This window comes from Bradyrhizobium sp. UBA2491 (assembly GCF_002341725.1).
GTDB lineage: Bacteria > Pseudomonadota > Alphaproteobacteria > Rhizobiales > Xanthobacteraceae > Bradyrhizobium.
Genome location: NZ_DDOP01000066.1, coordinates 253,415 through 265,578, shown reverse-complemented (window position 1 = coordinate 265,578; position 12,164 = coordinate 253,415). Strand labels below are relative to the sequence as shown.

The 12,164-nt window shown below is 62.9% G+C and carries 10 protein-coding genes; 9 read left to right on the top strand and 1 reads right to left on the bottom strand.

The features are described 5' to 3' along the window. Nucleotides 1–66 precede the first annotated feature (66 nt). The 4 genes from B2W55_RS23045 (at nucleotide 67) to B2W55_RS23030 (ending at nucleotide 3,474) form a co-directional block, all read left to right on the top strand. Nucleotides 67–297, top strand: a complete 231-nt coding sequence (locus B2W55_RS23045) for a hypothetical protein (protein ID WP_024583359.1) — start codon at nucleotides 67–69, stop codon at nucleotides 295–297. Between the two features lie 20 nt (nucleotides 298–317). Continuing rightward, nucleotides 318–539, top strand: coding sequence for a hypothetical protein (locus B2W55_RS23040; RefSeq protein ID WP_021078384.1), 222 nt, complete (start codon nucleotides 318–320; stop codon nucleotides 537–539). Between the two features lie 369 nt (nucleotides 540–908). Then, entirely contained in the window at nucleotides 909–2,951 is a 2,043-nt protein-coding gene (locus B2W55_RS23035; RefSeq protein ID WP_043855729.1) for an HWE histidine kinase domain-containing protein, read from the top strand. Between the two features lie 127 nt (nucleotides 2,952–3,078). Beyond that, nucleotides 3,079–3,474, top strand: coding sequence for a response regulator (locus tag B2W55_RS23030; RefSeq protein WP_029879712.1), 396 nt, complete (start codon nucleotides 3,079–3,081; stop codon nucleotides 3,472–3,474). Nucleotides 3,475–3,748: 274 nt separating this feature from the next. Here the strand turns inward: B2W55_RS23030 and B2W55_RS23025 are convergent, their stop codons facing one another. Then, the gene (locus B2W55_RS23025) at nucleotides 3,749–4,876 is read right to left on the bottom strand and encodes an NAD(P)/FAD-dependent oxidoreductase (protein WP_029879713.1); all 1,128 of its coding nucleotides are present in this window, start codon (nucleotides 4,874–4,876) and stop codon (nucleotides 3,749–3,751) included. Nucleotides 4,877–5,167: 291 nt separating this feature from the next. Here B2W55_RS23025 and B2W55_RS23020 point away from each other — a divergent pair, with 291 nt between their 5' ends. The 5 genes from B2W55_RS23020 to B2W55_RS23000 all read left to right on the top strand — a co-directional run bounded on the left by B2W55_RS23020 (nucleotide 5,168) and on the right by B2W55_RS23000 (nucleotide 12,053). Beyond that, nucleotides 5,168–7,402: a TonB-dependent receptor gene (locus B2W55_RS23020; protein WP_024583363.1), complete on the top strand. Its 2,235-nt coding sequence runs from the start codon at nucleotides 5,168–5,170 to the stop codon at nucleotides 7,400–7,402. After that, entirely contained in the window at nucleotides 7,399–8,166 is a 768-nt protein-coding gene (locus B2W55_RS23015; protein ID WP_029879715.1) for a DUF4198 domain-containing protein, read from the top strand. The genes B2W55_RS23020 and B2W55_RS23015 overlap by 4 nt, the downstream gene beginning before the upstream one ends. After that, entirely contained in the window at nucleotides 8,166–9,263 is a 1,098-nt protein-coding gene (locus B2W55_RS23010) for a HoxN/HupN/NixA family nickel/cobalt transporter (RefSeq protein WP_051404341.1), read from the top strand. Before B2W55_RS23015 ends, B2W55_RS23010 begins: the two co-directional genes overlap by 1 nt. 140 nt (nucleotides 9,264–9,403) lie before the next feature. Then, a complete protein-coding gene (locus tag B2W55_RS23005) occupies nucleotides 9,404–9,787 on the top strand; it encodes a DUF2946 family protein (protein ID WP_024583365.1) in 384 nt (127 codons plus the stop codon). Nucleotides 9,788–9,839: 52 nt separating this feature from the next. Beyond that, nucleotides 9,840–12,053, top strand: a complete 2,214-nt coding sequence (locus B2W55_RS23000; protein WP_024583366.1) for a TonB-dependent receptor family protein — start codon at nucleotides 9,840–9,842, stop codon at nucleotides 12,051–12,053. Nucleotides 12,054–12,164 lie beyond the last annotated feature (111 nt).

The following is a 12,164-nucleotide window of genomic DNA, read 5'->3' as shown; positions in this document are numbered from 1 at the left end:
GACGCGTTTTCTTCACGCGAACCGGTACTCACTTCGCTTGAAAACGCTCTGATAGAGAGACAGGACATGCTGGTCGAACGCGGGGTCGAGGTGCTGAATGTCGAGGTCGTCGGTGACGCCTACGCGATCGCCTCGAACTATCTGCGCAAATCCGGCGTCATCCCCGACACTTTCGCCACCAACGAGCGCCTGCTCGGCATCATCGTGAAGCTGTTCCAGCGCGGTGAACTGAATCGCCTCCGTCTCGCCAACAGGGCGATCGCGAAATTCGAGGCCGAGACGCTGGTGGTCGCCTGAGCGTCAACCCGGAGACTTCAATGGAAGCCGCTATCGATCGCATCATGCAGACATACGATCTGCTGCTCAACCGCACGTCCGCCGCGAGCGACGAAGCGCGGGCGAAGGTGACGGAGTACGTGCAGACGCTGTTCGAGGCCGGCGAGCGCGATACCCACAGGTTGACGGTGTGCGGACTGACGTATCTGCGCCAGCTCGACGGCAGCACCGACCATGTCAAGGCCGGCTATACCGGGCTGTAGGGCCGCCGGGGCAGGCGGCCGACCATTCTTCGCCGGGACACTGAGTATGCTGCGTCGCTTGCAGAACACACATCCGCATGCTCGCGACAGGATTTGCCCGAGCTTTGCGTCTCGTTCCGTCTTTACTGATTGGATTTTCCGATAAACAGAAGATATTTGAAGAGAGGGCTTCCGTCGTTGGGCAGCTCAATGCCAACGGAGACTTCCACTCTCTCGTCATTTCGCCGGGCCGGGTGTCAGGTGGCGCCGGATACGGCAATTCACGTAACCCGCCCGCAATATTCTCATGAAAAGGCGGACTGTTGAAAAGATCACGGCGCCCCCTAAAATAGCGTCTATTGCCGTCACCGTTTACCCGATCGACCTCGAATGCTTGCGCTCTCTAGTCCAATCGAAGATGATGCCCGCCTTGCCGTGCTCGAGCGCTATCAGGTTATCGAGACGCCGCCTGAAGCCGTTTTTGACGATATCGTCTCGCTCGCCAAGGGTATCTGCGATACACCGATCGCGCTGGTGAGCCTCGTTGAACGTGACAGGCAATGGTTCAAGGCCTGCATTGGGCTCGGGATCACGGAAACGCCGCTCGACCAATCGGTCTGTGCGCATGCGGTGGTCCAGCGATCGACCCTCATCATTCCGGACCTCACCCTTGACGATCGCACCAGGGACAACCCGCTGGTGATCGGAGAACCCTGGCTGCGCTTCTATGCCGGCGCCTTGCTGACCTCTCCGGAAGGAGCCGTCCTCGGAACGCTGTGCGTGATCGATGACAAGCCGCGGCCGGGTGGACTCACTGCCCCTCAGACGGCTGCGATCGAAGCGCTGGCACGGCAGGTGATGGCACTGCTCAATCTGCGTCGCGGCGTCGATATCCGTGACGACGTCCTGGTTGCGCAACAGCAGTCACAAAGAGCAATCGAAACGCGGGCCCGCGCTAGCGAAACCCTCAATCAGCGGCTTCAGGCGGAAGGTGTCCGCCAGCAGCAAGCGCAGGAGGCAGGCCAGATCGGCACCTTCGACGTCGATATTGCAACCGATACCATCCGGTTGTCGGCCGAAAGCTGCAAGATTTTTGGTGTTCAGGAACAGGAACTCCACAAAGTTTCCGACCTGGAGATGCTGGTGCTTGCCGCGGATGCGAAACTGGCGTCGAACGCGGAGATGCGCCGCGACGGCTCCGCCATTTCCGTGGCGGTGTATCGGATCAAGCGTGCCGGCGACGGTGCGGTACGCTGGGTCGAGCGGCGGGGAAACTTCGTGTATGGCGCGGACGGCGAGCCACGTCGCTTTACCGGAACGCATCAGGACGTCACCGAGCGAAAATTGGCGGAGCAGCGGCAGGCCGCGCTTCTCAAGCTCGGCGATGATATTCGCGACGCCACCACGACGGCAGCGATCATCGCCACCGCATCGCGCGCGCTCGGCGAAACGCTCAGGGTCGCGCGCGCCGGCTACGCGGCTGTCGACGTCGCCGCCGATACTTTCGACGTCGAACGCGACTGGACTGGATCGAACGTCGCCAGCATCACCGGACAATTGGCGCTGTCGAAGTTCAAAGCGACGATCGATCGAATCCGTTATGGCGATACTCTTGCCGTCGCCAACATCCGCTCCGCAGGTTGGCTCGAAGCCGACCTTGCAACCTATCGGGACATCGGGGTCCAGGCGCAGATCGTCGTACCCCTGCTCAGGTCCAGTGAACTGGTTGGGTTGATGTTTGCTCACAGCGCAGAGCCACGCACCTGGAATCAGCAGGAGCTGGATTTTACCTATGCTGTGGCCGACCGCACCTATGCGGGTCTTGCCAAGGTGCAGGCCGAGGCCCAGCAGCGCCTGCTCAATCAGGAACTCAGCCACCGATTGAAGAATACCCTTGCATTGGTCCAGGCGATCGCCGCCCAGACGCTGAAGCACGCGGCCGACAAGGAGGCGGTAAACGGATTCAGGCAGCGCCTGTTGGCGTTGAGCAAGGCGCACGATGTCCTGCTGCAACAGAGCTGGTCCGCGGCGCGCATCAAAACGCTCGTGGCAAGCGTGCTGTCCTTGCACGTGGATTCGGCGCGACTGGCAATCGATGGTCCCGATATCCTGCTTGGACCAAAAGCCGTGCTGTCGCTGTCGTTGCTTTTGCACGAACTTGCCACAAACGCGGTCAAGCATGGCTCGTTGTCGATCGAGCGAGGAAGAGTCACGTTGACCTGGTGGATCGACCATGCCGCACCGAAGCCGGCGGTCGTCCTGACGTGGAAGGAGACCGGCGGGCCTCCAGCCACGAAGCCGGCTGTCGAAGGCATGGGCTCGCGCATAATTCGCATGGGCCTTGCAGGAACCGGTGAGAGCATGCTGGATTATACGTCTTCGGGCTTCATCGCTGAGTTTCGTGCGCCTCTTGCACTCGTGACCGAGAACTAAGGCATGATCCGGAAGGCGTGAAGCGGCTTTTCTTGCCACCAGCGCGGCGTTTGCGCCGACAATATGCAAAGGAGCCGCAACGGCCATGCCGATTCAATCTTGTCTCGTCGCGCTCTAGTGGCGCAGCATGAAGCGAGGGCATTCCTCTGAAAAAGTGGCGGCGCGGGTTCTCGTTTGTATCGTCGAGGACGAGCCGCTGCTTCTGATTGCAGCTGCGGATTTCCTTTCTGATGCCGGGTTTGACACGCTCGAAGCCAGCAATGCCGACCAGGCGATTGCCTTGCTGCAACAGCGCGACGACATTGCCGTGGTGGTGACGGATTTCGACATGCCGGGATCAATGGACGGTTTGAAGCTTGCGTTGGCCATTCGCGAACGATGGCCGCCCGTCGAGATTATCGTGGTCTCCGCGGAGATCGCGCTGACACCCGAACAACTGCCTGTCCGCGGCCGGTTCCTCGCCAAGCCCTATGATCCGGATCACCTGGTGGGCATGATCAGGGCATTTGCTGCAACCGCCTAGTTCATATTGCGCTCGGCTGTCGGCAAGGCCGCACCAGGTGCGTGAAGTCGGTGCCTTGTCTTGTTGCAACACGACGCGCCGCAGCGTCCGTTCGTCCGGTCATTCCTGGCGTTCGACGGAATTGAACGTGGCGAGCCGTAGCCGTTCCGATCGCGTCCGGGAAGTTGAGCGCGTGAACGCGCACCGTCGCACGTGTGCCGGAGCCCCACGATCGGGTGAATCGGGTAATTCTCCGCGAGGTTCTTGCTTCAGCGAGTTGAGCCATCCCACGAAGTCACGGTGCGAACTCTGCCTGGACCTCGCCGAGCAGCGCCAAGCCACCCAGCCGACCCAGTTCGTCCGAACATTTCGCGCTCTTGCCATAGCAGCCGAAGGCGACGGTCACGCGTTGCGACAGCGGACCGATGCAGGGAAGGCCGGTCTTGCCGAACGTGGTCATGCAAGGCACGACGCGACGCTCCTCGACATCAAGGCCGGGAATGCGCGTGCGGATCTGCTGCTCCAGCCGATCGGCCACTGCGATCGAGCCACCTGATCTGAACCAGTCCTTGATGTCAGTCTCGTTCTCGAGCGCAACGTCGACCGGATCACCGCCGAGCTTCAGCCAATTTTGACCGTCCGGGTAGAGGATTGGCGGCAGGATGTAGGGATTGTCGCCCTTGGGCCCGAAACAGCGCATCGACGGCATGTCGGCCAGGCGTCGAACCTCCGCTGTGCCGAGCCGGAACAGCGCCGCGGTGCGGGCATAGACCGTGAAACCCAATGATCGACCGAGCAGTGACTGGGTATGTCCGCCTGTTGCGACGAGAACGCGTTCGGCCTCGACACTGCCCGATGCGGTCCGGATTGTCACGCCAGCGCCGTTCTCTGAAATTCCGACGGCGGCTTCGGCGACGATCCTGGCGCCGGCGCGCTCAGCGGCGATCGTCTGCGCCCGGACCAGGCGACGCGGGCTGATATGTCCGGCGTCGCGCGGTTCGAAATAGCCGCGCATTCCGGCCATCAGGCCGAGAAACGGAAATCGCTTCGCAAGCCCCGCATCATCGTACGCCTCAACCGGGATGCCGGCCTCCGCGGTGATCTTGCCGACCGCGGCGACGTCCGCGCCGTCGCGGGGGCCGACGTGAAGCACGCCGACCTCGCGGTAGAAGTCGAGGCCGCTTTCCGCGGAAATCTCGCTATAGCGTGAAATCGCCGCGCTGTTGGCCTGTCGCCAGAACGGGTGCGCGTCGAAACGGCGCGTGATGCGGCCCTCGTCGTAGTGGCTGCCGAAAACCCCGCCATGGCGCGCAAAGTCGGCCGGCTCGTCGGGCCCGATCAGCGCCACTTCGTGGCCCATCTTGCTCAGATGGCGCGCCGCCGCGGCGCCGATCAGGCCACGTCCGACCACCGCAAGTTTCATTGCTCTATGGACGCTCACGACAAACGCCTCTTGCTTGATTGCATTCGAGTGCATCGCTCGCGAAGCGCCCCGCGACTCGGCGAGGGCGCTTGCGAGTTGCCTTGATGCCATTCAATAATCTGTTGCCTGGCCGCGCAACTCTCCTCTGGCCGCAGCGTGGCATTTTTTCCTCACATATCGGTTGGCTTGGTCTTGGTATGATATTTCGATTGAAACATCATACATCCCCGGGTACCGTTTTCCCGCCGGGTCAAACAAAGCTGCTGAATTCAAGTAGCGTCATGCGGGGGCATGAAGTTGCGTTACGTTTCGTCGCGTCTGTTTCTCATCTCGGCATCCATGATCGCCTTGGTCTGTCCGGTCCGCGGACAGACCGCAACAACGCAGGCAGGTCCCGAACGGCTTCCGGCCGTCACGGTGACGCCACCCGAGGCGAGGCCGAAGCGCGCTCCGCGTAGTCCGCAGCGCGATTGGCGCAGAGCCAATGCGCCGCGATCGCAACTGGCGGCGAGGCGGCCTCTGCCGGTGCCGGCATCGCCCGGCCCGGGAGCGTTTTCGTCGTCCCCCGGGCGCGGCGAGGTGTCGAGTGCGGTCACGGCACTGCCGGCCGCCGTCACTGTCGTTGATGCTCCGACGATCACACGCATGCCGGTGGCAAGTTACGGCGATCTGTTCCGGTCGCTACCCGGTTTCGATATCTCGAACTATGGGCAGGGCGGCATCGGCTACGGCCTGTCGATGCGCGGTTACACCGACGGGGAGCATGGGCGCGACATCGCCTACTTCATCGACGGCGTGCCGTTGAACGAAGTGTCATCGCTGCACACGCCGAACTATGCCGATCTCAACATCCTGCTGCCCGAGACGGTCAAGCGGATCGAGGTGGTGCGAGGGCCGTTCTCGGTCGAATACGGCGATTCCAATCTCGGCGGCTCGGTCAACATCGTCACCAAGGAGTCCGAGCCGTTCGCGACCGTCGGGGTCTCCGGCGGCACCCAGGGCACGATTCGCGGCGTCGGCACCTACAGCACCACCCAAGGCGCCTGGTTGCCGTATCTCGCGCTCGAGGGCTATCACACCGACGGCTATCGCGATAACAGCTTCGTCGACCGCTACAATTCCTTCAACAAGGTGACCACGACGCTGCCCGACGGCGCGACCGTCTCGTTCCGGGCGCAGGCCTATGGCACCGAATTCGGCGCGCCCGGCTATGCCAACCGCGACGCCATCGAGGCGGGGCTGATCTCGGAGAAGTCGGCGACCAATCCGACCGATGGCGGCAACAAGCAATTGCAGAATTTCGTCATGAACTATTCGGCGGGCGCCACGGACCAGGAACTGAAGGGCGCGCTGTTTCTCAGTCACGACTACTTCAACCGTTACGCCGATTTCGGCGGCGGGCAGCGTTGGCAGCACGATGACCGCACCATGGCGGGCGGACGGGTCAGCAAGGTCTGGACCGGCGCCATCGGCGATGACATTCCGGTTCAGGTGCTGGTCGGCAGCAACTGGCGTACCGACGTGATCAATGCCTACCAGGCGCCGACGACGGCGCGAACGGTGACGGGCGCGCCGGTTGTCAATCTGGGGCTGACCGAGACCAATCTCGCCGCGTTCGGCCAAGTGCAGGTCAAGCCGCTGCCGTGGCTGAAGTTCACCGCCGGCGGACGTTTCGACCAGTTCATCTATGACATCAATGACCGGATCACGCCGGGCGGCACGCCGGATATCTCCAACGGCATCACCAGCCCGAAAGTCGGCGTCGCGATCACGCCGGTGAGTTGGCTAGAAGTCTTCGCCAATTACGGACAGGGTTTCCGCAGCATCGACGTCCCGCTGGAACTGATCGGCAATCCCGGCTTGCAGCCGTTCAAGATCGCGAGCGCGGAGGCGGGCGGTCAGCTGACCTTCAGCCGTTTCCGTTTCCTCGGCAGCTATTGGACCACCGAGTCGGAGAACGAGTCCTTTCAGGCCGCACCGGGATTGCCGGTGACATTCCTGGGGCGAACGCGCCGTGAGGGATTCGATCTCGACGGACGCTATTATGTCGTGAAGCAGGGGGCGGACAGCGTCTCACTGTTTGCCAATTACAGCGGCGTCGAGGCCGTCATTCTGGGAACGCCGTTCACGGAATACGTTCCGAGCGTTCCGAAATACGTCGCCAATCTCGGCATCGATTTCGACGTCGCGACCGTCAATGCGCAGCGGCTGTCAGGCTCAGCCTATGTGACCTTCGTCGGCAAGAAATACATGACCCAGGATGGCCAGATCACGACTTCGCCGTACCAGCGCGTCACTGGCAAGCTCGCCTATTCATGGCCGGAGGGCTGGTCCGCTTTCACGCAGGCCACATGGTATCCGGGCGACCGCCTGAGCGAGGTCGCGTTCAATTTCGGCGATGCGGTGACCGCGACATCGGCCGACATCTTTGTCAGCCCTCAGCCACGGCTGGTCGTGCTGGGGGGACTGTCCTATCGCTTCCCGACCGTGGTTGCTGCTAGCGCTCCCGCAATGGTGACGAAATGAAAACTGCTCTACTTTTGGTTCTGGGCGCCGGCCTTGGCTTCGCGTCGGTGCAATCGGCATTTGCGCATGACGTGTGGCTCACCGTCGGCGGCAAGGCTTCGAACCGTCGTGCCGTCGTCAACTATGGTCATCCCAACGACCGTCCGCCCGCGGTCGCCGACAAGATCGTCGACCTCGTCGCGATCAACGCCAAAGGCCGCGTCTCGCTGCTCGCCGGCATCGAACCGAAATCCGAGAAGGGCATTCTGGTGGTCGAAACCAGGCCATTCGCCGACGACACACACATGCTGCTGGCGGCGCGGTACGACAACGGCTTCTGGGTAAAGTTGCCGGACGGTTCCTATCGCAACGCCACGCGGCGACTGGTTCCCGACGCCGCTGACAGCATGTGGTCGGTGAAGTTCGCCAAGGCGCTGACCGGCTCCGGGGCGCCCTGGGACACAGTCCTGGGCCAGGAACTCGAAATCGTTCCGCTCTCGGACCCGGCGAAGACCGGCATTGGGCAGACGCTTCACCTCAAGGTGCTGTTTCACGGCAAGCCGCTCGCGGGCGCCGAGGTCGAACGCGGGGACGGGGTGACTGCGGTCGCGGAAAAGGATATTCCGCGCTTCTCCACGGATGCGGACGGCGTCGCCGCGGTGCCGCTGGTCAAGGCCGGTCCGCATTTGCTGGTGATCGATCACAAGGTGACGCCGTCGGCTTCGCCCGATCAGGCCAATGCGGACCTCTACAATGCCACTCTCTGGTTTAACGTTGCCAAGTGATGACTGAACAGTTCGGGGCCGGAGCCGATGAACGACGCCCGCTGGCCTTCCGGGTCTTCGACGACGCACCCGCGGACGCCCGGACGAAGTCATACCTGCTCGGCGCGCTTCTGATACTGGTGAATGTCGCGGTCTGGCTGTGGGCCTATCTCAGCTTCCGCGACTATCCGTTGCTGCTCGGAACGGCATCGCTGGCCTACACGCTCGGGCTGCGCCATGCCGTCGATCCCGACCATATCGCGGCGATCGATAACGTCACCCGCAAGCTGATGCAGGAGGGCAAGCGCCCGGTCGCGGTCGGGATGTTCTTTGCGTTGGGCCACTCGACCGTCGTCGTTGCGGCATCGCTGCTGGTCGCACTGTCGGTCGGCGCCCTCGAAGCCAGGTTCGAAGGCTTCAAGGAATACGGGGGCGTGATCGGGACAGGAGTTTCGGCGGCGTTCCTGCTGCTGATCGCGCTCATCAACACGATGATCCTGATCTCGGTATATCGCGCCTTCCAGGCTTCCCGGCGCGGTGACCATGTCACCGAGGAGGAACTACAGAACGTGCTGAACCAGCGCGACTTCCTCGCTCGCATGCTGCGCTCGCTGTTCGCCCTCATCACCAGGAGCTGGCAGATGTATCCGCTCGGCTTCCTGTTCGGCCTCGGCTTCGATACCGCGAGCGAAATCGGCTTGCTGGGGATCGCGGCGGCGCAAGGCTCCGCCGGCTTGCCGGTGTGGTCGATCCTGGTATTCCCGGCGTTGTTCACCGCCGGCATGTCGCTGATCGACACCGCCGACGGGATCATCATGGTGCAGGCCTATGGCTGGGCGTTCCGGCAGCCGGTGCGCAAGCTCTACTACAATCTGACCATGACGCTGATCTCCATCGTCGTGGCCCTGCTGATCGGCGGCATCGAGGCGCTCGGCCTGATTGCCGGCAAGCTCGACCTGCATGGGCCATTCTGGGATCTTGTCGGCCGCATCAGCGACGACTTCAGTCTCCTCGGATACCTCATCGTCGGCGTATTCATCGCGGCGTGGCTGATTTCGATGCTGGTGTTCCGGCTGGCACGGCTCGATCAGGTCGAAGGCCAGGGCAGTAGCGGCTGACGCGCTCGCAACGGCCAAAGGCAGGCTGGGACAATTCGTCATATGGCCGTCGTGCAACACTGTTGCGCGATCGATGGAATCTGTCGCCGAGCAATTTTGACTCGCTGTTGCGCTGTGATACGCGTGAAGCGGGGTATGAGATGAGGCGGTTCGTTCTCAGGCAGCGTGTGGGCAGGGCGGCGGCGTTTGTCGCAGCGTACGCGCTTGTCCTCAACGTCATCCTCTCGAGCCTCCTCGTCGCCAGCATATCGCCTGCGGCCGCAGCAGCCGGCCAGATCCTCTGCATCAACAGCGCCGACGCCGGCGTCGCCCACGATGACGCCGGCAAGAGCGGGCGTAGCGGCGCGATCCATTGCCCGCTGTGCATCGGCCATCACGTCACCGGCGCGCTGCCGCCGCCGGCGTTCGCGCTCGGCGCTCGGCTGCCGGTCGCGGTCGCGACGATCCGTGCGTTCGAGGCGCGGTTCGTTGCACGGTTCCGATCCCACGATCATCAATCCCGCGGACCTCCGGCACTGACCTGACTGCCGGCGCTTCGGCGCCATTCGTTCGTCAGTTGAAATCCGGAGTCCTGTCATGTCATCCGCCATCGCGCGGCTGCGAGCCTGTGCGCTCGCCGGCACCACCGTCGCATTCATTTCGCCCGTAAACGCTCAATCCACATCGCAATCGACGCTGCCATCCGTCACGGTCGACGCGCCCCAGCCGCGGCGCGACGCATCGGTGCGTCCGCAGCGCCGCGCCGCGCGCAGTACGCCGGCGCGGGCGGCGCCCGTTCCTGCCGCCCCGGTGCAAGCGGCCTCGGGTGAGGGCGGCGGCACCCGTGCCGCGCTGGCCGTGCTGTCGGCGCAGCAGGCGCTGAAGGAGATCAGCAACACGCCGGGCGGCGTCGCGCTGGTGCCGGCCGATGCCTACCGCAACTCGACCGTGGCCAACACGATCAAGGACATCCTCGATTATGTCCCCGGTGTCTTCGCGCAGCCGAAATGGGGCGACGATACGCGGCTCTCGATCCGCGGTTCAGGCCTGTCGCGCAATTTCCATCTGCGCGGCATCCAGCTCTACATGGACGGCATTCCGATCAACACCTCCGATGGTTACGGCGATTTCCAGGAGGTCGACCCGACCGCCTATAAATACGTCGAGGTCTACAAGGGCGGCAATGCGCTGCGGTTCGGCGCCAATTCGCTCGGCGGCGCGATCAATTTTGTCACCCCGACCGGGCGCGATCCGAATCCGAACGGCGCATCGTTCGACTTTGGCGCCTTCAACACCAGGCGGCTTCAGGTCAATGCCGGTGGCGCGAACGGGCCGTGGGATGGCTTCGTCACCGCGTCCACGCAGGCCTCGGACGGCTTCCGCGATCACAGTTTCGGCTCGAGCAACAAGCTCAGCGCCAATGTCGGTTACCAGATATCGCCCGATGTCGAGACCCGGTTCTACTTGAATGCCAACGAGGTGCGCCAGCGCATCCCGGGCAGCGTCGACCGGACGACGGCGCTGACGTCGCCGACCACGGCCGCCGCGGTCAATGTCGCCAATGACTGGCAGCGCAACATCGACACGGTGCGGATCGCCAACAAGACGACCATCCGCCTTGACGACGCCCAGCTCGAGTTCGGCGCGTTCGGCGTCGACCGGCACCTGATGCATCCGATCTTCCAGTGGCTCGATTATCGCTACAAGGACTATGGCGGCTTCGTGAAGTTGACCGACGACCGTAACGTCGGTGGTTTCCGCAACCGGTTCGTCGCCGGCGTCAACATCCTCAACGGCACCATCGATGCCCAGCAGTTCGTCAATGTCGGCGGCTTCAAGGGCGCGCAGACGTCGTCATTGCGACAGACACCGGAGAACTATTCGGCGTTCGCGGAGAATTCGTTCTACTTCCTGCCGAACGTCGCCTTCGTCGCCGGGACGCAATATTTGTTTGCGGTGCGCGACCAGCACGTCAACTTCTCGACCAATGGCGACCTCAACGGCCGCAGCAGCTTCAGCCTTTGGAGCCCCAAGACCGGGCTGTTGTGGCAGGTCGATCCAAGCTGGCAGGTGTTCGGCAACGTCTCGCGCAGCGCCGAGGTGCCGAGCTTCGGCGAGAGCGTCAGTCCGAACTTCCTCAATCCCACCCTCCCGAACATCCCGTTCTTCTCGATCAAGCCGCAGACCGCGACGACCTACGAGATCGGCACCCGCATGAAGCGGCCGGACTATGCCTGGGAAGTCACGCTCTATCGTTCCGAGATCGATAACGAGCTACTCTGCCTCTACAGCGCGTTCGGCAATTGCAACGTCACCAATGCCAACAAGACGATCCATCAGGGGATCGAGGCCGGCGCGGGCGCGGCCATCGTCCGCGACCTCTTCGTGGGAGGACAGGCGCCGGACAAGATCTGGCTCAACATCGCCTATACGTTGAACGATTTCCGCTTCGACAATGATCCGGTGTTCGGCAACAACCAGCTGCCCGGTGCGCCGCGCCACTTCGTGCGGGCCGAACTGCTCTACAAGCATCCGATCGGGCTTTATGCCGGACCCAATCTGGAATGGGTGCCGCAGGCCTATTTCGTCGACAGCGCGAACACGCTGATGACGTCGGCTTACGCGATCTGGGGCTTCAAGGCGGGCTTCGACAATGGCGGTCCGGTGTCGGGCTACATCGAGGCGCGCAACATCGCCAACAAGGCCTATATCGCAAGCGCCAGCATCATCGATCGCGCCAATGCTGCGTCTCCGTTGTTCGAGCCCGGCACGGGCAGGGCAATCTATGCCGGATTGAAATACCGGTGGTGATCGCGTGAGGTCGCCCCGCGAGGTGCGACAATTTGCGCACCCGCTCGTGCACCGTCCGGCTTGCCGAAGTGTGTGGCGAATGGTCGCTAAGGGCGACCAGACGCCATACCG